General features: G+C 66.1%; 26 protein-coding genes and 1 tRNA gene. 9 read left to right on the top strand and 18 right to left on the bottom strand.

Annotated elements, in window-relative coordinates:
- Window positions 1-53 precede the first annotated feature (53 nt).
- The 4 genes from IEW49_RS12605 to IEW49_RS12620 form a co-directional block, all read right to left on the bottom strand.
- Window positions 54-503: a DUF2141 domain-containing protein gene (locus IEW49_RS12605; protein ID WP_229658196.1), complete on the bottom strand. Its 450-nt coding sequence runs from the start codon at window positions 501-503 to the stop codon at window positions 54-56.
- Entirely contained in the window at window positions 470-1,150 is a 681-nt protein-coding gene (locus IEW49_RS12610; RefSeq protein WP_188643213.1) for a sterol desaturase family protein, read from the bottom strand. The genes IEW49_RS12605 and IEW49_RS12610 overlap by 34 nt, the downstream gene beginning before the upstream one ends.
- 71 nt (window positions 1,151-1,221) lie before the next feature.
- A complete protein-coding gene (locus IEW49_RS12615) occupies window positions 1,222-1,710 on the bottom strand; it encodes an MmcB family DNA repair protein (protein WP_188642994.1) in 489 nt (162 codons plus the stop codon).
- 64 nt (window positions 1,711-1,774) lie between these two features.
- Window positions 1,775-2,158, bottom strand: coding sequence for a hypothetical protein (locus IEW49_RS12620; RefSeq protein WP_188642995.1), 384 nt, complete (start codon window positions 2,156-2,158; stop codon window positions 1,775-1,777).
- A gap of 105 nt (window positions 2,159-2,263) precedes the next feature.
- On the opposite strand from IEW49_RS12620, the gene IEW49_RS12625 reads away from it, so the two are divergent.
- Window positions 2,264-2,340, top strand: a tRNA-Arg gene (locus IEW49_RS12625).
- 7 nt (window positions 2,341-2,347) lie between these two features.
- Here IEW49_RS12625 and IEW49_RS12630 read toward each other — a convergent pair.
- From IEW49_RS12630 to flgB, 13 genes are all read right to left on the bottom strand, one after another.
- A complete protein-coding gene (locus IEW49_RS12630) occupies window positions 2,348-3,217 on the bottom strand; it encodes a flagellar motor protein MotB (RefSeq protein ID WP_188642996.1) in 870 nt (289 codons plus the stop codon).
- Between the two features lie 3 nt (window positions 3,218-3,220).
- Window positions 3,221-4,084: a flagellar motor stator protein MotA gene (motA, locus tag IEW49_RS12635; protein ID WP_188642997.1), complete on the bottom strand. Its 864-nt coding sequence runs from the start codon at window positions 4,082-4,084 to the stop codon at window positions 3,221-3,223.
- Window positions 4,085-4,198: 114 nt separating this feature from the next.
- Window positions 4,199-5,044, bottom strand: a complete 846-nt coding sequence (locus IEW49_RS12640; protein WP_188642998.1) for a flagellin — start codon at window positions 5,042-5,044, stop codon at window positions 4,199-4,201.
- Between the two features lie 22 nt (window positions 5,045-5,066).
- On the bottom strand, window positions 5,067-6,398 hold the full coding sequence (locus IEW49_RS12645) for a flagellar hook-associated protein FlgK (protein ID WP_188642999.1): 1,332 nt from the start codon (window positions 6,396-6,398) through the stop codon (window positions 5,067-5,069).
- Entirely contained in the window at window positions 6,395-6,694 is a 300-nt protein-coding gene (locus tag IEW49_RS13145) for a rod-binding protein (RefSeq protein WP_229658197.1), read from the bottom strand. The genes IEW49_RS12645 and IEW49_RS13145 overlap by 4 nt, the downstream gene beginning before the upstream one ends.
- Window positions 6,691-7,791: a flagellar basal body P-ring protein FlgI gene (locus IEW49_RS12655; RefSeq protein WP_188643000.1), complete on the bottom strand. Its 1,101-nt coding sequence runs from the start codon at window positions 7,789-7,791 to the stop codon at window positions 6,691-6,693. The genes IEW49_RS13145 and IEW49_RS12655 overlap by 4 nt, the downstream gene beginning before the upstream one ends.
- On the bottom strand, window positions 7,791-8,462 hold the full coding sequence (locus tag IEW49_RS12660) for a flagellar basal body L-ring protein FlgH (protein ID WP_188643001.1): 672 nt from the start codon (window positions 8,460-8,462) through the stop codon (window positions 7,791-7,793). Before IEW49_RS12660 ends, IEW49_RS12655 begins: the two co-directional genes overlap by 1 nt.
- A 17-nt stretch (window positions 8,463-8,479) precedes the next feature.
- Entirely contained in the window at window positions 8,480-9,268 is a 789-nt protein-coding gene (gene flgG / locus IEW49_RS12665) for a flagellar basal-body rod protein FlgG (RefSeq protein ID WP_188643002.1), read from the bottom strand.
- Window positions 9,269-9,292: 24 nt separating this feature from the next.
- Window positions 9,293-10,036 carry a flagellar basal body rod protein FlgF gene (locus IEW49_RS12670; RefSeq protein ID WP_188643003.1) on the bottom strand — a complete coding sequence of 248 codons (744 nt, stop codon included), beginning with the start codon at window positions 10,034-10,036 and terminating at the stop codon, window positions 9,293-9,295.
- A 56-nt stretch (window positions 10,037-10,092) separates the two neighbouring features.
- On the bottom strand, window positions 10,093-10,923 hold the full coding sequence (locus IEW49_RS12675; protein WP_188643004.1) for a flagellar hook-basal body complex protein: 831 nt from the start codon (window positions 10,921-10,923) through the stop codon (window positions 10,093-10,095).
- A gap of 36 nt (window positions 10,924-10,959) precedes the next feature.
- Window positions 10,960-11,595 carry a flagellar hook assembly protein FlgD gene (locus IEW49_RS12680; protein ID WP_188643005.1) on the bottom strand — a complete coding sequence of 212 codons (636 nt, stop codon included), beginning with the start codon at window positions 11,593-11,595 and terminating at the stop codon, window positions 10,960-10,962.
- 2 nt (window positions 11,596-11,597) lie between these two features.
- Complete coding sequence (gene flgC / locus IEW49_RS12685) at window positions 11,598-12,002, bottom strand: flagellar basal body rod protein FlgC (protein ID WP_188643006.1); 405 nt, start codon at window positions 12,000-12,002, stop codon at window positions 11,598-11,600.
- Between the two features lie 3 nt (window positions 12,003-12,005).
- On the bottom strand, window positions 12,006-12,353 hold the full coding sequence (flgB, locus tag IEW49_RS12690) for a flagellar basal body rod protein FlgB (RefSeq protein WP_188643007.1): 348 nt from the start codon (window positions 12,351-12,353) through the stop codon (window positions 12,006-12,008).
- Window positions 12,354-12,561: 208 nt separating this feature from the next.
- On the opposite strand from flgB, the gene IEW49_RS12695 reads away from it, so the two are divergent.
- The 8 genes from IEW49_RS12695 (at window position 12,562) to IEW49_RS12730 (ending at window position 18,809) form a co-directional block, all read left to right on the top strand.
- Window positions 12,562-13,269 (top strand): MotA/TolQ/ExbB proton channel family protein, encoded by a 708-nt coding sequence (locus IEW49_RS12695; RefSeq protein WP_188643008.1) that lies wholly within the window; start codon window positions 12,562-12,564, stop codon window positions 13,267-13,269.
- Window positions 13,266-13,730 carry an OmpA family protein gene (locus IEW49_RS12700; protein WP_188643009.1) on the top strand — a complete coding sequence of 155 codons (465 nt, stop codon included), beginning with the start codon at window positions 13,266-13,268 and terminating at the stop codon, window positions 13,728-13,730. Before IEW49_RS12695 ends, IEW49_RS12700 begins: the two co-directional genes overlap by 4 nt.
- 63 nt (window positions 13,731-13,793) lie before the next feature.
- Window positions 13,794-14,321, top strand: coding sequence for a flagella basal body P-ring formation protein FlgA (locus IEW49_RS12705; RefSeq protein WP_229658198.1), 528 nt, complete (start codon window positions 13,794-13,796; stop codon window positions 14,319-14,321).
- An 82-nt stretch (window positions 14,322-14,403) separates the two neighbouring features.
- Window positions 14,404-14,682: a flagellar biosynthesis anti-sigma factor FlgM gene (gene flgM, locus IEW49_RS12710; RefSeq protein ID WP_188643010.1), complete on the top strand. Its 279-nt coding sequence runs from the start codon at window positions 14,404-14,406 to the stop codon at window positions 14,680-14,682.
- 2 nt (window positions 14,683-14,684) lie between these two features.
- Window positions 14,685-14,978 carry a hypothetical protein gene (locus tag IEW49_RS12715; RefSeq protein ID WP_188643011.1) on the top strand — a complete coding sequence of 98 codons (294 nt, stop codon included), beginning with the start codon at window positions 14,685-14,687 and terminating at the stop codon, window positions 14,976-14,978.
- 165 nt (window positions 14,979-15,143) lie between these two features.
- Window positions 15,144-15,944 carry a transglycosylase SLT domain-containing protein gene (locus tag IEW49_RS12720; RefSeq protein WP_229658199.1) on the top strand — a complete coding sequence of 267 codons (801 nt, stop codon included), beginning with the start codon at window positions 15,144-15,146 and terminating at the stop codon, window positions 15,942-15,944.
- An 8-nt stretch (window positions 15,945-15,952) separates the two neighbouring features.
- Window positions 15,953-18,070 carry a flagellar biosynthesis protein FlhA gene (gene flhA / locus IEW49_RS12725; RefSeq protein WP_188643012.1) on the top strand — a complete coding sequence of 706 codons (2,118 nt, stop codon included), beginning with the start codon at window positions 15,953-15,955 and terminating at the stop codon, window positions 18,068-18,070.
- A 13-nt stretch (window positions 18,071-18,083) separates the two neighbouring features.
- Window positions 18,084-18,809, top strand: a complete 726-nt coding sequence (locus tag IEW49_RS12730; RefSeq protein WP_188643013.1) for a sigma-70 family RNA polymerase sigma factor — start codon at window positions 18,084-18,086, stop codon at window positions 18,807-18,809.
- Window positions 18,810-18,938: 129 nt separating this feature from the next.
- On the opposite strand, the gene IEW49_RS13065 is transcribed toward IEW49_RS12730, so the two are convergent.
- Window positions 18,939-19,040, bottom strand: a 102-nt coding sequence (locus IEW49_RS13065) for a flagellin (RefSeq protein WP_268235654.1), incomplete at its 5' end; no start/stop codon positions are given.

The following is a 19,040-nucleotide window of genomic DNA, read 5'->3' on the forward strand; positions in this document are numbered from 1 at the left end:
GTTAAATACGGCGCGACTTTCTGACGCCGCCGGGAGCCCGCGGTGCAATGACGTCAGAGCAGGTAGCGCATCGTGATGCGCTGCTTCTCGTGCGCCGAATCGAGCTCGAACGCCGCGCTTTCGAAGCTCGGCGGTCCCATCCGGATCTTGGCATCGCGCGAGAAGCCGAAGCCTTCGCGTGGGAGCATCAAAGTCTTGTCGACCTTACCGTTGCCGTTCTCGTCATGCAGCAGCGCGATCGCGTAGCGACCCGGCTTCAGATTGGTGAAGCGCAGTTTGACCGTCGCGGCGGCCGGCACCGTCGCGGTGTAGGCGGAAGCATCGTCTTCGCATTCGGGGAAATGATCCGGCTTGCTGGTCATGCACAGGTGGACGAGCCCCTCCGACGAGCGCAGCGAATGGACTTCGACGTCGAGCCGGCAATCGGGCGGCGCGGCGCCACCGAGCAGCGCTGCCGCGCTGGCCGCGGCTAGAACGCGCCCAGCCCGCGATCCGTGCCGCACAGGCGGTCCCAGAAGCGGAAGTAGAGTCCGTAATTGCATCGATATCGCTCGTGATGTCGCTGATGGTGGCTAGCGGTTATCACCCAATCGCCGAACTTGGAATGAACGAAGCGCTGCGGAAACATCTCCCACCCCATGTGATTGGTCACCCCCATCACCGTCATGATCGCGAGCACGCAGCCTAGCATGGCGACATGGATCGGGATCAGGAACACCAGCGCGGGGATCACGACCGCACCGGTCAGCGCTTCGATCGGATGGAAGCTCATCGCCGCCCACGCGGTCGGCGGGCGGCTGTCGTGATGCACGGCATGCGCGATCCGGAACCAGCGCGGCCGATGCATCAGTCGGTGGGTCCAGTAGAACCAGGTGTCGTGCGCGAAAAGGTAGGCGAGCACCGAGACCGGCAGGTACCACAGCGGTAGCGTGCTCCAATCGGTGTAGATGCGCGTCCAGCCATGCTCCTGCCAGCCCCAGGCAATCACCCCGGCTGGGACGCCGTAGATCAGCGCGGACCACAGCGACCAGCGGATTTCGCGCCCGATCTGAGGGCGGAGTGCAGCATAATGGCCGGGGCGCACGCGTTCGGTCAGCCAGGCGAACCCGCCGCTCGTTGCCGCATAACGCGCGGCGACGATCCCGCTCATCGCGAGCGCCGAAAGGATGATGGGCCAGGTCGCGTCCACGCGCCCCTTATGCCGCGTCGACGCAGGTGAAGCTAGCCGTCGATCCGGCCCCAGCCCTGGGTGGCCTCGTCGCCCGCCCAGGTGAAACGCCGCATTGCCGCGCGGGCGAGCGCCTCGACCTCGACCTTGCGCCGCGCCGCGGCAAGCGCGCGCAGCGGTGCGGGGCGCAGGATTTCCGCATCATACCCGTCGGCGACGATCACGCCGCAGCAATCGGGGCGGTGCGAATCCTGTTCGAGCATGGCGCGGTCGAGATGCGGTGGGACGCCCCAGAAGAAACGGTCGCAATGGTCGAGATAGTCGGGCCACTTGCCGTCACCGGCGAGGTCGGCGCGTGCGACCTTGATTTCGACGATGATGACCTTGCCCTTGGCGTCGATCCCCATCAGGTCCGCGCGCCGGCCACCGCGCAACGGCATTTCGGGCACGCACCAGATATCGTTGCGTGCGAACAGGCGCTGGATTCCGCGAGCAACCTCGCGCGCGTTGGCTAGTTCGGGCATGGAGGCAGCAGGCGGCATGCATACCGCATAGGAACGAAAGGTGAACTTGGCAAGCCGTGGGTGCGACCTGCCGCGCGCGGGATCAGTCGCCGCGGTCGGCTGCCAATGCCAGCAGCGCGACGCGCGAGGCGGTGAATTCGCGCCACAGCGCAAGCGCGGGCGCGCGCGCGTCGCCGCCGTTCTCGCAAACATAGAGCAGCGCCGCGAGGCCGGGCTCGATCATCGCGGAGAGATCTTCGACCCCTTGCACCGCCAGACGGTGCCGATCGTCGGCGATCGCCTCGATGCGGGCAGCGAAGTTGGGTTCGGGCGGCGGTTCGGCCTCGCCGGCGAGCGCGGCGATCACGCGCCCGGCATCGTCGAGCGACTGCCAGCGTGTTGCCAGTGACGGGCCTGCGTCATCGGCGTTCCGGCGGAGGAGGTCGAAGGCCAGGGCCCCGTCGAACGAGTCTGTCTGGTGCTGCATCACGCCTGCGACATTAGGACGCGGATGGTTGCGAAATCGCTAATCGCGTCGCCCCAGCAAAAGCGCTGGCATGCGCGCCGTGAGCTTGCTAATCGCCCGCTGTCAGCACCCGTAGCTCAGCTGGATAGAGCGCTGCCCTCCGAAGGCAGAGGCCACAGGTTCGAATCCTGTCGGGTGCGCCAGCTTTTCCTACTCGGCCCGCAGCGACTTGAGCGTGATCGACATCCGGCGGTTGCGCGGATCGCGCGAATCGTCGGCGTTGAAGGGCTGCTTGTCGGCGACTCCCTCGATCTTGTCGAAACGGCCCTCCGCCACGCCGCCGGCGAGCAGCGCTTCGCGGGTCGCTTCGGCGCGCGAGGCGGACAGCAGCCAGTTGTTCATCCGCTTGCCGGCAGCATAGGGCAGGCTGTCGGTGTGACCGCGCACGGCGATCTTGTTGGGCATGTCCGTGATCGTCTGCGCGACCTCGATGAGCAATTTTCTCGCGCGCGGGACGAGCCGGGTGTCGGACAGCTCGAACATCGCGAAATCGGCGGCGTCGATCACTTCGATCCGCAGGCCTTCCTCGGTCTGGGTGAAGCGAAGGTTTTCCTCGAGACCCCTCAGCTGCGCCTCGTTCTTGATGCGCTGGCGGATCTCGCGTTCGATCGCCTCGAACTGGCGCTTGTCCTCGGCGCTAAGGTCGGCGTCGCGTCCGTCCCTGCTGCCGGTGGCGTCCTTCGGGATCGTCATCGTCTTCGTGCCCGTCTGGCCCTGCGCATGCGGATAGCTGTCCTGCGCCACGATGGCATCGCCGCCGAACACGCCGTCCGAACCGGCGCTGCCCTGCTTTGTCTCGACCAGCGTCGGCGAGAAATAATCCGCAAGCCCCTTGCGCTGCGCCTCATCGGTCGCGCCGAGCAACCACATCAGCAGGAAGAACGCCATCATCGCAGTCACGAAGTCGGCATAGGCGACCTTCCAAGCGCCGCCGTGATGCGCGCCGTGATCGCCGCCGACGATCTTCTTGATGATGATCGGGCGCTGGTTGGAGCCCGTACCGGCTGCGCGGCTGGCCATGGCTCAGCGCGCCCGCATGCCGTCGAAGACGTCGGCGAAGCTCGGCTGGTTGGCATGGCCCAGGCTCGAGCGGGCGGCTTCGATCACCAGCGGCTGCGGATGCCCGTGCAGCGTCGCGACGATGATCTGCTTGGCAACCTCGTAGATCATGCAATCCTCTTCGATGATCGCCTTCACGCGGTTGGCCATCGGGCCGACCAGCCCGTAGGCGAGCAGCACGCCCAGGAAGGTCCCGACCAGCGCCGAACCGATCATCCCGCCGAGGACTGCGGGCGGCTGGTCGATCGAACCCATCGTCTTGACCACGCCGAGCACCGCGGCGACGATGCCGAGCGCGGGCAGCGCATCGGCCAGCCACTGCAGGTTGTTGGCCGGGCCCATCGCTTCCTTGTGATGGGTCTTGAGATGCTGGTCGACGACCTCCTCGACCGAATAGGGATCGAGGTCGCCCGAGCTCACTACCACCAGCCGCAGGCTGTCGCAGATCAGCGAGACGAGCGTCTTGTCGGCCAGGAGGCGCGGAAATTCGGCGAAGATCGCGCTGTTTTCGGGTTCTTCGACATGCGGTTCGAGCGCGACCGGACCTTCGGTCTTGAGCAACTTCATCAGCTTGCCGCAAAGGAAGATGCAGTCGAGATAGTCCTGGCGCTTGTACTTGGGGCCCTTGAACGCTTTCGCGAACCCACCGCCCACAGCCTTGAGCTGGCTGCCATTGTTGCCGATCGTCAGGGCCGCCACGCCGGCACCGCCGATGATCATCATCTCGAGCGGGAGGGCCTTGAGGACGGCACCCATGTCGCCCCCCGAAATGATGAAGCCACCGAACACCATGGCGATCAGGATGACGAAGCCGATTGCGGGCATCATGAGTGTGGATTCCTTCGTTGCAGCTTCCCCGCCATCGGTCGATCCAAGGCGGGCATTTCGGGTAACGGGTTAACGGCGCGATGCTGCACCGTTTAAGGCAATTTGCACCGTCGCTCAGCGCAGGTAGTCGAGCAGCGAACGCTGGGTGATCTTGGCGTAGACCGCCTGCGCGGCCTCGAGCGAGATATCGAGCGCCTGGAGCTTGGTGATCGCCTCGCTGACATTGGTGTCCTCGATCTCCTGGCGCCGCTCGGCGAGCACCACCCGGCTTTCGATGAACTGGTTGCGCGCGCTTTCGAGCCGGCCGCGGGCGACGCCCTGCTGGGTCAGCATCGCGGTCATGTAGTCGATCGCACCGTCGAGCGGGGTCAGGCGCGAATTGCGATCGGCCTGGGTACCGTTGCGGACCGCATCGATCGTCTCGAGCAACAGGTCCTCGATCATGGAGACCCCGGGCGCAGAGCCGGGAGCCTTGCCGAACAATTGCTGCGCCGTCGGCGAGGCGATCACGTGGCGGGTGCCGCCGATCGGCACCTCGATCGCGATCTCGGCAAACAACTTGCCGCCGAACGGATCGTCCTGCGTCATGATGTCGCGGATATTGGCGAGGATGCCCTCGAGTTCGATCGCGATCCCCTCGCGGTTGACCGCGTTGATCGAATCGTTGTTCGACTGGAGCACAAGTTCCTTCGCCCGGATCAATCCCGAGGTGATCTCGCTCATGCTCGATTCGGCCTGCACGGCGCGGGTTTCGGCGCGCCCGATATTGGCGACCCAGGCCTCCTCGTTGCCCTGCTGGCGGGCGATGACCGAGACTTCGAGCCAGCCCTGCGGGTCGTCCGACGGCTTGATCAGCCGCTTGCCGGTCGAAATCGCCTTCTGCTGGTCGCCGATCGACTTCATCAGGTCGAGCTGGTTCTGGACGGCGTCGGGCGGGCGGTTGCGGTTGATCGAGAGCATGGTGGGTTCAGCCTTTCTCGGCCTAGAAGATGTTGAGGATCGACTGGGTTGTCTCGCGCGCGACCTGAATCACGCGGCTCGCGGCTTCGTAGGCCTGCTGCAACCGGATGAGGTCGGCGGTCTCGCGGTCGAGGTCGACCCGCGAAACCGCGTCGCGCGCGCTGCGGGCGTTGCGATCGAGCGCCTGCGCGGCCGATTGCTCGTTGCGCGCGGCGATCACGAGATTCGAATGGACCGAGATGATCTGGTTCCAGTTGCGCTCGATATTGCCCGAAGCGCGCAGGTCGGCGAGCCCGAGGAGGTTGCCGTTGGGCTTGCCGTCGGCCGATGCGACCGCGAGTTCCGCTGCCATGGCCGGGATCGCGGACAGCCCTGCTGCACCTGCGCCGGTGGTAAGCAGCGCCTTGCCGGGGATTCCCGTATCGGTGCGCCCGTTGGCGTGCCAGTCATTGACCTGCGTGGCGAAATCTTCGGCCAGCTGGTCGAGCTGGGCGAGGTCGGAGGCGGCGACGTTGCGCGCCCGGCTCATGCCGGCGAGCATGCCGTCGCTCGGGACCTTGCCGCCCTGGCCGTTGACCTGCACCAGCAGGCTGCCGTCGGCGTTCTCGACGAGGCTCAGTTGGCCGACGACGCCGATCGCGGAGATCGTTTCGCCGGCATAACGGACCGTCGCCACGCCGTTTTCGCCGAGGCTGATCTCGGCATCGAGCCGCTCGCTGATGACGGCCAGCGCCGCATCGCGCGTGTCGAGCAGGCCGGCATGCGCCTGGGTGCCCGGCTGGGTGCGGCGCAGGTCGAAATTGGTGCGCGAAAGATCGGCCAGGGTCTGGTTGAGACCGATCAGTTCGGAACCGGCGCGCGCGGAAATCTGGTCGATCGCGAGATTGAGGTTGGCCGAGGTGCGGCGGAAGGTTTCCGCAGTCGCGTTGATCTCGTTGATGAAGGTCGTGCGCAGCGCGTTGTCGAATGGCACCGCGGCCAGTTCCTCGGCGCGGGAATAGAAATCGGTGAGGCGCTGGCCGACGTCCTCGCCGGCATTGTCGAGCCCGGTCTCGATCGAGCCGAGCCACCCGGTCAGCGTTTCGGAGCGCACCAATGCCGCGCCGCTGAGGCGCACCGACGCTTCCATGAACTCGTCGCCCGAACGTGCGATCTTGTTGATGCGCGTGCCACTCAGGCCGCTCTGGACCGAATAGAGCGGGTTGAGCGAGCCGGTGATGGTGGCATCGCCCATCAGCACGTCGCGGCGTACATAGTCGCCGTTCTCGACGTTGGCGATGTTCTGCGACACCGTCTCCATCGCCGTGCTGTAGCCGCGCAGGGCGGAACGCCCGATGGTCAGCAATCCGCTCATATCCTGCCCTCGAACTGTTTCAGTAGAAGCTCGGCGATGCCGAATTCGGTGCTGTCGGCCATGGCATCTGCCATCCGCGCGTCCTGCATGTCGCGGAACTGCTCGGTGCCCTGGTTGCCAAAGATGTCCTCGGCGAGCGACGCGCTGCGCATCGAGCCGATCATCTGCCGCAGGAACACCGCCTCGAACGCCTCCGCCGCGGCGCGCAGTTCTTCCTTGCGCGCCGCGGTAGCGGAATCGGTCGTGGCGGTCGTACCGGCGGCCAGGTTGGCCGAAAAGGCGGTGGGATCGATCACTGGATGATCAACTCCGCCTTGAGCGCACCGGCCTGCTTGAGCGCATCGAGGATCGCCGCGAGGTCGCTCGGGCTGGCCCCGATCGCGTTGATCGATTCGACGATCTCCGACAGCGATGCGCCCTGAGTGATGAAGGCCGAAGCCGGTTCCTGCTCGATCGCGATATCGCTGCGCTGTTCGACCGCGGTCTGGCCACGGCTGAACGGCGCGGGCTGGACGATCTCGGGGCTCTCGGTGACCCGAACGGTCAGCGATCCGTGGCTCACCGCCGCGGGGCTGATCTTGACCGCGCCGTTGATCACCACCGTGCCGGTGCGGGCGTTGACGATCACGCGCGCCGGGGCTTCGCCCGGATTGACGTCCATGTTCTCGATCGCGCCCATCAGCAGCACGCGCTGGGTCGGGTCGGCCGGAGCCTGGATGCGGATCGAGACCGCGTCGGTCGCGACCGCGAGGTCCTGGCCCGAAAGCTCGTTGATCTGGTCCGCCACGCGCAGGGCGGTGGTGATGTCGGCCTGGGCGAGGTTGAAGGTGAGGTAGGGGCTCTGCTCGAACCCGGTCGCGACCAGCCGTTCGACGGTCGCCCCGCCGGCGATCCGGCCGACCGACGGGATATTGACCGTGGTGGTCGATCCGTCGCGGCCCTCGACGCCCAGACCGCCGACGGCGAGGTTGCCCTGCGCCATCGCGTAGATCTGGCCGTCCGCACCCATCAGCGGCATCATCACCAGCGTCCCGCCCCGCAACGACTTCGCCTTGCCGATGGCCGAGACGGTCACGTCGATGCGCTGGCCGGGCTTGGCCATCGCGGGAAGCTCGGCGGTGACGAGCACCGCGGCGGCGTTCTTGGTCGCCGGGTTGACGCCCGGGGGCAGGGTCAGCCCGAACCGGTTGGCGACGCCCTTCATCGCGACGGTCGCGTATTCGAGGCTGTCGTCGCCGGTGCCGGGCAGGCCGACCACGATCCCGTAGCCGGTCAACTGGTTGCTGCGCAGGCCCTGGAAGGTGCCGAGATCCTTGATGCGCTCGGCGCGCACCGGGCTCGTCGCACCGATCAGGATGGCGAAGCAGGCGAACAGGGAGATGATCCGTTTCATCAGAAAGGACTCACCTTGTTGAAGAAGCGCTGGAGCCAGCCTTGCTTGCTGCCCTCGGCGATTTCGCCAGCGCCACCGTAGTTGATCCGCGCGTCGGCGACGCGCGAGGAGGCGACCACATTGTCCGGACTGATGTCGGTCGAGCGAACGAGGCCGCTGAAGCGAATGTATTCGTCGCCGCGGTTGAGCATGATCAGCTTCTCGCCGCGTACCAGCATGGTACCGTTGGGATAGACTTCGGCCACGGTGACCGCGATCTCGCCGCGCAGCGAATTGCTCTGCTGTGCGCTGGCGCCGCCCGAGAAATCGGTGCCGCCGCCGATCGAGACGTCGCTCGGCTTGAACACAGCGAGCGGGCCGGTGGTCGGCGGGGTGATGCCGAAATTGCCCGAGCGATCGAGATCGGCGCTGTTCGACTTGACCGCCTGGGTCCGTTCGATCAGCGCGATGGTCAGCAGGTCGCCGACGCGCGCGGCGCGCGCGCCCGAGGTGAGCGGGGCATAGCCCTGCGAAGCCTGGAAGATCGAGCCGTCGTTGGTCGGCACGACCTGCTGCGGCGGGGCCGGCGGGGGCAGGGTCGCGGCAAAGCGCGGATCGGGCGCTGCGGCGTTCGAGCCCATGCAGGCTGCGAGCAGCGGTGCGGCGGCGAAGGCGATGATGATGTTCTTCATGCTTTATCCCTCCCCGATCAGAGCTGCTGGTTGGCGAACTGGAGCATTTCGTCGGTCGCCTGGATCATCTTGGAATTCACCTCGTAGGCGCGTTGGGTTTCGATCATGTCAACGAGCTCTTCGACGATGTTGACGTTCGATCCCTCGAGCGCGCCCTGGCGCATCAGGCCGCGGCCTTCCTCGCCGCCGGCACCCACGATCGGGGCCCCGCTGGCGGCGGTTTCCTTCAGCAGGTTGTTGCCAATCGACTGGAGACCGGCCCCGTTGACGAAATTGGCGAGTTCGATGCGGCCGAGTTCGCTCGGTTCGGCCTGGCCGGCGAGCGTGGCCGAAACCGTTCCGTCGGCGCCGATGGTGATCGCGGTGGCGCCCTCGGGCACCTGGATCTGCGGTTCGAGCGGGAGGCCGTCGGAGGTCACCATCGTGCCGTCCGCGGTGAGGTTGAAATTGCCCGAGCGGGTGTAGGCCATCGAGCCGTCCGGCTGCGAGACCTGGAAATAGCCCGCGCCTTCGATCGCGAGGTCGAGCGCATTGCCGGTGGTCTGCACCGAGCCCTGCGTCTCGATCCGCGCGGTGCCCGAGATCGCCACGCCGGTACCGAGCGAAAGCCCGGTGGCGAAGCGGTTCTGCTGGTCGGCCTGCGCACCCTGCTGGACGACCTGCTGGTAGGCCAGCGTTTCGAACTGCGCTCGGTCGCGCTTGAAGCCGGTGGTGTTCACGTTCGCCAGGTTGTTGGCGATCACGCGCATCTTGGTGTTCTGTGCGTCGAGCCCGGTGCGGGCGACCTGCAAGGCGGAATTGCTCATGTTCTATCTCCTGGATATCTGGGATCAGCGCGGAAGCTGCATGACGCTGGCACCGCCATCGTCCATTTCCTTCGCGGTCGTCAGAAGCTTGACCTGGGTTTCGTAAGCGCGGCTTGTTTCGATCATGTCGACCAGCGCTTCGGTCATGTTCACGTTCGATCCCTCCAGGGCTCCACTGCGAAGCCTTGCATCGGGATTTGACGGCAGCACGCCGCCATTCTTAACCCGGAAGAGGGTATCCTCGCCCTTCACCACCTCGCTGCCGGCGGTGCTGACGATGCGCAGCCGGTCGACCTGCTGCGGCTGGTTGGGGTTGCCGCCGGCCGGGACGATCCACACACCGCCATCCTCGGCAATGCGCACGCTGTCGGCCGGGGGCAGTGTCAGCGGCCCGCCTTCGCCGAGCACGGGGTGCCCGTCGCCGGTGGTGACGAGACCGCTTTCGGTCATCATCAGGTCGCCGCGACGGGTGTAACCCTCGTCTCCATTGGGGGCCTGCACGGCAAGCATGCCCTGACCCCCGATCGCGATGTCGAGCGGACGCCCCGTTTCCTTGACTGCACCGGGGTTGAGATCCGCGGTCAGCACGTATTCGTTCACCGTCGCACGGCTCTGGAGGCCTTTGCCTTCCAGGTATTTCGCCTGTGCGGTGACGATCTCCGCCTTGAAGCCGGTGGTGTCGGCATTGGCCATGTTGTGCGCGATCGCCGTCTGGCGGTTCAGCACGCCCTGCATGGCGCGAAGGTTGAGATGGATCATGCGGTCCATGGGAATGTCCCTCGATGAGTCGGTGAAACGGGGTCGTCAGCTCGCGGAGGCGATCATCAGACCTGCAGGTTGACGATCGTCTGCGTCATGTTGTTGGCGGTCTCGATCGCCTGCGCGTTGGCCTGGAAGTTGCGCTGCGCCGCGATCAGCGACACCAGCTCTTCGGTGATGTCGATATTGGCGGTTTCGAGCGAACCCGAACGGACCGAACCCATCGGGCCGGAGCCGGCCTGGACGAGCTGGGCGAGGCCCGACTGGCCGGTGGCCTGCCAGTGCGCGTCGCCGACCGGGCGCAGGCCCTCGACCGCAACGAAGCTCGCCATGGCAAGGCTGCCCAGCGCCTGCTGGTTGCCGTTCGAATAGGTCGCGACGATCGTGCCGTTGGTGTCGACGTTGATATTGGCGAGCACGGCGGCGGGATCGCTCGGATCGTTGGAGGGCAGGACCAGGTTGGTCATGTCGGCCGGATCGGTCGAGGTGATCACGCCGTTGGCATCGACCGGCAGGAGCTGGACGATGTTGCCGGTGCTGTCGACCACTTCGCGGTCGTTGTTGACGCTGAACGCGCCGTTGCGGGTGTAGGTGATCGATGCCGTCGCATCGGGACTCTTGACGGTGAAGAAACCTTCGCCGGCGACCGCGAGGTCGAGCGTGCGATCGGTGCTCTGCAAGGTGCCCTGGGTGAACTGCTGGGTGATGCCCTGCAGCTGGACGCCCTGGCCGGCGATCTTCTTGGTCGCCTGCGTCGGCGAGGCCGCGAACAGGTCACCGAAAGAGGCGCGGCTCTTCTTGAAGCCGGTCGAGTTGCCGTTGGCGATGTTGTTCGAGACCACCGAGAGGTCGGTCTGCGCGGCCTTCAGGCCCGAAAGGGAAGTGAGAAAGGACATTGCTTGGTTCTCCTGTTGAGACTTGGGTCCCGGCGGTCAGCTGACGCCGCGAATGGTGTTGATGTCGATCGGTCCGGCGGGGGTGGTAAGCGTCGTGCCCGCGCTGGAACTGTTGACCGCCGAGACCGGCAGCCAGGCGGCGGTCGAGCTGGCGACGCCGCCCGATACGCGGACGCGCAGCGGCCCGAGATCGACCGGCTGGCCGTTCTCGTCGACGCTGGCGAAACCGAACGGAACGGGGCCCGCCTGGGCCGGGCCTGTGGCGCTGCGCACGACGTTGCCCTTCTGGTCGACCAGTTCGATGGTGAGGTTGTCGCTCGGCCCGGCAAGCGTGACTTCGCCGCGGTACACACCGCCGCGATCCATTGCCGCGGTCTTGCTCTCGGCGAGCACCGACTTGCCGATATAATTGCTCGCTTCGGACAGGCGCGAGGCGCTGAAGGCCTCGGAAATGCCTTTCAGCGAGGCGTTCATCTCGGCGATGCCGGCGACCTGGCTGAATTGCGCCATCTGCGCGACCATGGCCGTATTGTCGACCGGATCGAACGGATCCTGGAACTTGAGCTGGGCAGTCATCAGCTGGAGGAACTGGGCCTGGCCCATGTCCTCGCCGCCCTTGGCGTTCTTGGGCTGGGCGACGGTGAGACCCGCGGGGAGCGTGCTGGAAATCATGATCAGCGTCCCATCTTCACGGTGTCGAGGATGAGCGATTTCGCCGTCTGCAGCACCTGGACGTTGTTCTGGTACTGGCGGGCGGTCTCGATCATGTCGATCAGCTCGGCCGCCTCGTCGACGCCCGCATCCCACACATTGCCGTCTGCGTCGGCGAGCGGGTTGTTCGGATCGTGGCGCATGCGCGGTTCGATGTTCGATTTGACGACCTGCTCGACATCGACGGTGGCGATACCGTCGCCGCCCTCGACCGAGCGGAAGACCGGCTTGAGCGCGCGATAGGCTTCCTCGGCGCTGCTGTAGGTCGTGCGCGCATTGGCGAGGTTCGACGCGGTGGTGTTCATCCGGGTCAGCTGCGCGGACATCGCGCGCCCCGAAATGTCGAAGATGTTCAGGTTACCGGGCATGGATCATTCCCCTTTCAAGGCGCGGGTCAGCGTCGCCACGCGGCCTTCGAGGAAGGACAGCGTGGTCGAATAGCCCACCGCGTTTTCGGCGAAGAGCGTCTGTTCGGTGGAAAGCTCGACTGTGTTGCCATCGAGCGAGGGATTGAGCGGGATGCGATAGCCGGCATTGCCCTTGGCCGCGCGGTCGGCATCGCTGCCGCCGCGCACTTCCTGCATGGCGCGCTCGAAATCGAGGTCCTTCGCCTTGTAGCCGGGCGTCGCGCTGTTCGCGATGTTGGAGGCGAGCATGGAGAGGCGCTGCGAGCGAAGCCGCAATGCATCCCCGTGAATGCCGAAAATCTTGTCTGCCATCACTCGAATTCCTGCTTAAGTCTGCTCGCCTTTTGCCGTGAAGGGCGTTGGACGAATGGATTGCCCCGGGGATTAAGCAAACCCCGTGCCAAATGGCTTCCTGCGCTCGAAACCAAGCGTTTCTGCGGGTTGCGACAAGCCTTCGCCCCGAGCGGCAAGATCTTGCCGCCCGGCAAGCTTTTGCCGTTCTGGCGAGGAGATAGGCCGCGTGATCGAAGCACCGATGGACTGGACCCTGCTGATCGATCCCGCCGCGCTGGCAATCGTCGGGCTCGGCAGTCTCGCGATCGCGTGGATCCAGAACGGCTTCGGTGCGATCCGCGAGGCAATCGGCGGCCTTCGGCGCCTGCTCACCGTTTCGCGCGATGGCGAGCGCAGCCGGCTCGCCCGCCTGATCGTCGAGGATATCGTCGATCGCCGCGGCGTCGCTTGCGCCGACCGCGGGCCGCAGACCTGTCCCTTCACCCACGAAGCCAGCCGGCTGATGTCCGACGAAACCAGCTATGCCGGCTTCTCCCGCGCGATCAGCAATCTGCTCGACCGCCATATCGCGCAGCGCCAGCGCACGGTGCGCGTGTGGAACGACATCGCCGATGCGGCACCCGCGCTGGGCATGCTCGGCACCGTGGTCGGCCTGGTGCAAATGTTCGCGGTCATGCAGAGCTCGCAGGGGATCGGGCTCGCGATGGCGCTGTGCCTGCTCACAAGCCTCTACGGCCTCGTCCTCGCGCACCTGGTCGCGGGCCCGCTCGCGCGCAGGCTCGAACTGGTCTCCGCGATCGAGGCTGAATGGCAGGAACAGACCGCCAGCCGCATGCTGGCGCTCGCCCGGCGCGAATATCCGGACGGTACCGATCACGGCCGCGTACTCGATCTGAAGAAAGGCGCGCTCGCGGGCGTCGCGCAGGCGTCGTGAAGAACACGCGCTCGCTCGTCGGCTTCGTCGACCTCACGCTGATCCTGCTGGGCTCGCTTGCGCTGGTCGGGGATCTCGAGCGGCGCGACGAGGAGTCCGCCGCCGGGCCGGCTCTCGAACCCGTCGCCGAACCGGGCTCCGAGTACGTCCTCCGCCGTCCGATCGTACAGGTCTTCGAGCCGGGCGAGGCGCGGCTGGCGCCGGAAGGGCGTGCCTGGCTCGCGCGCCTGGTCGAGGACGCGCGCATTGGTGTCGTCCGCGTCAGCGTCGCGCCCGATGCATCGGACGGAGCCGGGCGCCTCGACGAGTGGGAGATCGCGGCCGCGCGGACCGCGTCGATCCTCTACGCACTCAAGCAGGCGGGCGTGAGCGACGAACGGATCGATCCGCAACTGCCGCGAGACGGAAGCGAAGCGGGTCTCGTCACCATAACGATCGCGGCGGGCGCGCCGCGCGACTGATCTGGCACGCGCCTTGCTAGAGCCACGGGAGAATTGAACCGCAGCAAAGAAAAGGTGCGTCCCATGATCCGCAAGCCAGCCGCCTTGTCGGCGATCGCCGTCCTCGCCATGGCGAGCGTGCCCGCCCTGGCGTCCGATTTCCAGGATCTCGACGCGCTCGACGTCGCCGTCGCCGCGAGCATGGGGGCCGAGATCGGCGAACCCGGCGGTGCGCGTGCACCGGTCGACCGTCGCCTGAAGCTCAAGGCCTGTCCCGAATTCCCGACCGTATCGGGTCCGGTCCTCGGCGCCGCCGTGGTCCGCTGCCAGTCGGTCGGCTGGTCGATCCGCGTGCCGCTGCTGCTCGAATCGGGAACGCAGGGCTCATCCGTAACCGCCGCGTCCGAGCGCGAGCAGCGCGATGCGGTGACGCGAGGCCAGGCCGTGCGCCTGACCGTCGAAGGCAATGGATATTCGCTCTCGCGCACGATGATCGCCGATCGTTCGGGACGCGTGGGCGACATGATCTCGGTCCGCGCAGACCGTCGCTCCAAGCCGATCCTTGCCCGTGTCACGGGCGTGGGCGAAGTCACCGTGCCGTCGGATCGGTAAAAAGACGAACCCGCGAAAAATTTTTTCTTAAGAACCCGAATGCGCCGCCGTTACCGGTGTCGAGAACTAGAAGAGGTACACCATGAAACTCGATCGACCGTCCGGTTACGGCCCCGTATCAGCCACCGGCCTGCGCAGCGCCGGCGCGAAATCGGTGTCGGCCGCTTCCGAAGCGCGTCCCGTGCGCGATGAATCCTCGGTGCGTGAATCCGACGCGGCCGCGATTGCCAAGCTCGGCGCGCCGGTCGACCAGTCGCGGATCGACGAACTGCGCTCCGCGATCTCGGAAGGACGCTATCTCGTCGATCCGGGCAAGCTCGCCCAGAAGATGATCGCGCTCGATATCTTCGGCGACGCCTGACCGTGCAGGTTGCAAAGATCCAGCAAGCCCAGGAACGCCTGATCGCCGCACTGGATGCGTGCGATGCGCATGCCATCCTCGAAGCGTCGGGAGACCTTTCGGGCCTGATCGATGAGATCGAGGACATTTCCGCGCTCTATGCGGATGCCGAAACCCGCGAGGCGCTCGAGCATGTCGAACGCCTGTCGCACGCCGCCGCGCACCGGCTGCGCGTGTTGACCGACCAAACGCGCGAGCGGCTGCAGATGCTCGGCGTGGACGAGGGTCCGCTCCTCTACGGGCCGCGCGCCGCCTGACGAAGGCCTTCATTCTAACGACCTGCCTCACCCAACCTCTTCATAACCAGGTCCCCAACTGCCGCCCCGGTCCTGAAACCGGGGCGGTTTTTCTTTTCCACGCGCAAATCCTGCAGAAATTGGCACGGCTCTTGCTGATGGTCCTTCGAACAAAGGAGCCATCACGTGCCATCGACCATCGACACCTCCGTTCGGGGAGGGACTGACCGCATCACTCGCGCCATCGCGCAGTCCGCCCGCCGGACCGGCGTCGATTTCGATTATCTGATGGGCCAGGCCCGCATCGAAAGCGGGATGAATCCCAACGCCAAGGCGCCCACCAGCTCGGCCACCGGGCTTTACCAGTTCATCAGCCAGAGCTGGCTTGCGACCGTCTACGAGCACGGCAGCAAGCACGGGCTCGACTGGGCTGCAGGCGCGATCCGGCGCGACGGCAGCGGGGGCTTTCACGTGCCCGATGCGGCGATGCGGCAGAAGATCCTCGACCTGCGCAAGAACCCCGAGGCCGCAGCGGTGATGGCGGGCGAATTCGCCGCCGACAATCGCGACTATCTCGAACGCCGGCTCGGTCGCGAGATGGCACCGGTCGATCTCTACCTCGCCCATTTCCTCGGGGCCGGCGGCGCGCACAAGTTCCTCTCTGCCCATTCCGCCAATCCCGATGCCGCCGCCGCGCCGCTGTTCGGCAGTGCCGCGCGCGCCAACCGCAACGTCTTCTATGCCTCGAACGGGCGCGCGCGCAGTCTCGACGAAATCCGCGACCGCTTCGCCGCCAAGCTCGGCGCCGATGCCAAGGTGCCGGCGGCAGGCGGCAAGGATCGGCCGGGCGGCAACGACCTGCCGTTCGTGCAGCCGGCCGACTACCTTCGCCTCGCCAGCCAGCGCGCCAAGCCGAGCGACATCGACCTCAACAATAACGACAATGCGCGGATGGCCTACATGCTGCTCGCGTCGATGGGAGCCTGAGACCTTTCATGACCACCAAATCCTCCTCGCTGTCGTCTCTCTTCGATATCCGCGCCGGGCTCCTCCCCGCCGCCACGCTGCTGCTTGTCGTGTTCCTGGTGCTCCCGGTGCCCGCGTTCATTCTCGACGTCGGCTTCATCACCAACATCATGATCTCGCTCGCGGTGCTGATGGTCGCGCTCAATGCGTCGAAGCCACTCGACTTCTCGAGCTTCCCGACCGTGCTGCTGTTCGCCACCCTGCTGCGTCTCGGCCTCAACGTCGCCTCGACCCGCGTCGTGCTGGTCAACGGGCATGAAGGCGGCGACGCGGCGGGTGACGTAATCGAGGCCTTTGGCACGATGCTGATCGGCGGCGACTATGTCGTCGGCCTGTTCGTCTTCGCGATCCTGATGATCATCAACCTGGTCGTGATCACCAAGGGTGCCGGCCGCGTGTCCGAAGTCAGCGCGCGATTCACCCTCGACGCGCTGCCCGGCAAGCAGATGGCGATCGACGCCGATCTCGGTGCCGGCCTGATCACGCCCGAAGAAGCCAAGCAGCGCCGCGTCGACGTCGCCACCGAAGCCGATTTCTACGGATCAATGGACGGTGCCAGCAAGTTCGTGAAGGGCGATGCCATCGCCGGCGTCCTGATCCTCGTGATCAACATCATCGGCGGGATCATCCTTGGCGTGGTCAGCCACGACATGGCCATGGGCGATGCCGCCTCGACCTACACCATGCTCGCGATCGGCGATGCGCTGGTGGCGCAGGTCCCGGCGCTGCTGCTCTCGATCGCCGCCGCGGCGATCGTCACCCGCGTGTCCTCGCCCTTTGACCTTCCGGGGCAGATCTCCTCGCAGTTCGGTTCGGCCAAGGCCTGGGTCCCGGTCGCCACGATTCTCGGCATCCTCGGCATCTTGCCAGGCATGCCGTCGATGGTGATCCTGCCCGCCGCGGCGGTCGCCAGCTATTTCGCGTGGAAGTTCTCGCGCCCGCAGCCGGTCGAGGAAGAGGCCGACGCCGAACCGGCGCCCAATCCCAACGTGATCCGCTGGACCGACGTCTCCGACGAGGCGCTGCTTGGGATCGAGGTCGGCTACGCGCTCACCTCGCTGGTCGACGAGCGCAAGGACGCGCCGCTGATGAAGCGGGTCACCGGCATCCGCAAGCAGCTCTCGAAGGAACTCGGCTTCGTGATCCCGCTGGTGCGGATCAAGGACGATCTCACGCTCGATCCGAATGATTATCGCCTCACCATCGGTGGCACCGTGATCGCCGAAGGCACGATCTGGCCGGAAGACATGCTCGCGATCGACAGCGGCGATATCGACGAGGAGATCGAGGGCCGCGTGTGCAAGGATCCGACCTTCGGCATGGATGCGCGCTGGATTTCGGCCGACAAGCGCTCCGAAGCGATCGTGCTCGGTTACACCGTGGTCGATGCCTCGACCGTTATGGCGACGCACCTCAACCACATGATCCGCCTCAACGCCTCGCAGCTGTTCGGGATGGACGAGGCCAAGATGTTGCTCGACGCGCTCAAGGAGCGTGCGCCCGAGCTGGTCGAAGGGCTCACCCCCCAGCCGCTGTCGCTGTTCGCGGTCTCGGCGATCTGCCAGGCGCTGCTGCGCGAAGGCGTGCCGCTCAAGGATTTCCGCCGCCTGTGCTCGGCAATGGTCGAAGCGACCGGCGACGGCACGACCGAGATCCCGCTGCTGGTCGAACGCGTGCGACAGAGGATCGGCTCGATCATCATCCAGGCGCTGGTCCCGGTCAGCATGCCGCTGCCCGTGGTTACGCTCGACCCGGAACTCGAGACCCTGCTGGGCCAGTCGATCAAGGTCGCCGGCGATGCCAGCTTCCCGATCGAACCGGGCCTCGGCCAGCGGATCCTGTCCGCGATCGAGGAATCGGCCGACCGGTTGATGCTGCGCCAGCAGAATTTTGCGCTCGTCACCTCGCCGCCCGCGCGCAAGGCGCTGTCGGACCTGTTGCGCCCGCGCTTCCCCGATACGCCTGTGCTCTCGTTCCGCGAACTGCCCGACGACAAGCCGGTCGAAGTGATCGCCACCGTCGGCGGCAGGGCCGAGGCGCAGAACCCGGGCCCGCGGCCCGCCGATCACAGCTTCACCGAGCTGTAAGGAGAGTCAGACGATGAATTTCCAAACCGCTGAAACGCTGACTTACGGCCGCGAACCCGCGCGCCTTGATCCGAACAAGCTGATCGAGGAAAACGTCCCGCTGGTGCGCAAGATCGCCTGGCATGTCGCCGGCCGCGCCCCTTCCACGATCGAGGTCGAGGACCTGATCCAGATCGGCATGATCGCGCTGATCGAGGCCGCGCGTCGCTACGAGGAGCAGGGCTACCAGTTCTCGACCTATGCCGGCACGCGCATTCGCGGGGCGATGATGGATTACCTGCGCTCGCAGAGCAATCTGTGTCGCTCGGCGCTCGATTTCCGCCGCGACCTGCGTCTCGCGCAGGACAAGCTGCGCACGCGATTGGGGCGTGAAGCCTCGGAAAGCGAGCTGGCCGGGGAACTGGGCCTGACTCCAGAGGAATTCCTCGCCCGTGTCGACCAGGCGGCCGACGTGCAGATGGATTCGATGGACGAGGTCTACTCCGAGCACAGCATCTGGTTCGCTTCGGAGGAAGAAGATGCCGAGGTCGCGATCGAACGCTCGCAGCTCGAGGCGCTGGTGCGCGAGGGGATCGTTGGCTTGCCTGAGCGCGAGCAGATGGTGCTGCAGCTGTTCTTCATCGAGGAACTCAACCTCGAGGAAATCGGCGCAGTGCTCGATGTGACCGCGGCGCGGATCTGCCAGATCAAGAAGTCGGCGCTCGACCGGTTGCGAAAGCGCCTGTCCGGCTACGCCTGAACCCTTCAATTAGATTCCGTCATGCCCGTGCGCGCGGGCGACAACGGAAAGCGGCCCCCAGGACATCCCCGACCACGAAGGATCGGGAATGCCCCGAAGGGCCGCCATGCGTTTCGGCTATCTCCGCGATTAGCGGATCAGGCTGAGGACGCCCTGCTGGCTCTGGTTGGCCTGGGCGAGCATCGCGGTCGACGCCTGGCTCAGGACCTGGAACTTCGCGAGCTGCGTCGA

The sequence above is a fragment of the Pseudoblastomonas marina genome (genome assembly GCF_014641655.1).
Classification (GTDB): domain Bacteria; phylum Pseudomonadota; class Alphaproteobacteria; order Sphingomonadales; family Sphingomonadaceae; genus Alteriqipengyuania_A; species Alteriqipengyuania_A marina.

Coding starts and splice junctions, on each gene's coding strand:
- IEW49_RS12655 (WP_188643000.1), bottom strand. CDS start 7,791: ATGAAACGGATCATCTCCCTGTTCGCCTGCTTCGCCATCCTGATCGGT.
- IEW49_RS12680 (WP_188643005.1), bottom strand. CDS start 11,595: ATGATTTCCAGCACGCTCCCCGCGGGTCTCACCGTCGCCCAGCCCAAG.
- IEW49_RS12630 (WP_188642996.1), bottom strand. CDS start 3,217: ATGGCCAGCCGCGCAGCCGGTACGGGCTCCAACCAGCGCCCGATCATC.
- motA (WP_188642997.1), bottom strand. CDS start 4,084: ATGATGCCCGCAATCGGCTTCGTCATCCTGATCGCCATGGTGTTCGGT.
- flgM (WP_188643010.1), top strand. CDS start 14,404: ATGAAACTCGATCGACCGTCCGGTTACGGCCCCGTATCAGCCACCGGC.
- IEW49_RS12670 (WP_188643003.1), bottom strand. CDS start 10,036: ATGGACCGCATGATCCATCTCAACCTTCGCGCCATGCAGGGCGTGCTG.
- IEW49_RS12705 (WP_229658198.1), top strand. CDS start 13,794: ATGATCCGCAAGCCAGCCGCCTTGTCGGCGATCGCCGTCCTCGCCATG.
- IEW49_RS12660 (WP_188643001.1), bottom strand. CDS start 8,462: ATGAAGAACATCATCATCGCCTTCGCCGCCGCACCGCTGCTCGCAGCC.
- flhA (WP_188643012.1), top strand. CDS start 15,953: ATGACCACCAAATCCTCCTCGCTGTCGTCTCTCTTCGATATCCGCGCC.
- flgC (WP_188643006.1), bottom strand. CDS start 12,002: ATGCCCGGTAACCTGAACATCTTCGACATTTCGGGGCGCGCGATGTCC.
- flgB (WP_188643007.1), bottom strand. CDS start 12,353: ATGGCAGACAAGATTTTCGGCATTCACGGGGATGCATTGCGGCTTCGC.
- IEW49_RS12615 (WP_188642994.1), bottom strand. CDS start 1,710: ATGCCGCCTGCTGCCTCCATGCCCGAACTAGCCAACGCGCGCGAGGTT.
- flgG (WP_188643002.1), bottom strand. CDS start 9,268: ATGAGCAATTCCGCCTTGCAGGTCGCCCGCACCGGGCTCGACGCACAG.
- IEW49_RS12610 (WP_188643213.1), bottom strand. CDS start 1,150: ATGAGCGGGATCGTCGCCGCGCGTTATGCGGCAACGAGCGGCGGGTTC.
- IEW49_RS12645 (WP_188642999.1), bottom strand. CDS start 6,398: ATGAGCGGATTGCTGACCATCGGGCGTTCCGCCCTGCGCGGCTACAGC.
- IEW49_RS12730 (WP_188643013.1), top strand. CDS start 18,084: ATGAATTTCCAAACCGCTGAAACGCTGACTTACGGCCGCGAACCCGCG.
- IEW49_RS12675 (WP_188643004.1), bottom strand. CDS start 10,923: ATGTCCTTTCTCACTTCCCTTTCGGGCCTGAAGGCCGCGCAGACCGAC.
- IEW49_RS12640 (WP_188642998.1), bottom strand. CDS start 5,044: ATGCTCTCGATCAACCGCAACCGCCCGCCCGACGCCGTCCAGAACCAG.
- IEW49_RS12620 (WP_188642995.1), bottom strand. CDS start 2,158: ATGCAGCACCAGACAGACTCGTTCGACGGGGCCCTGGCCTTCGACCTC.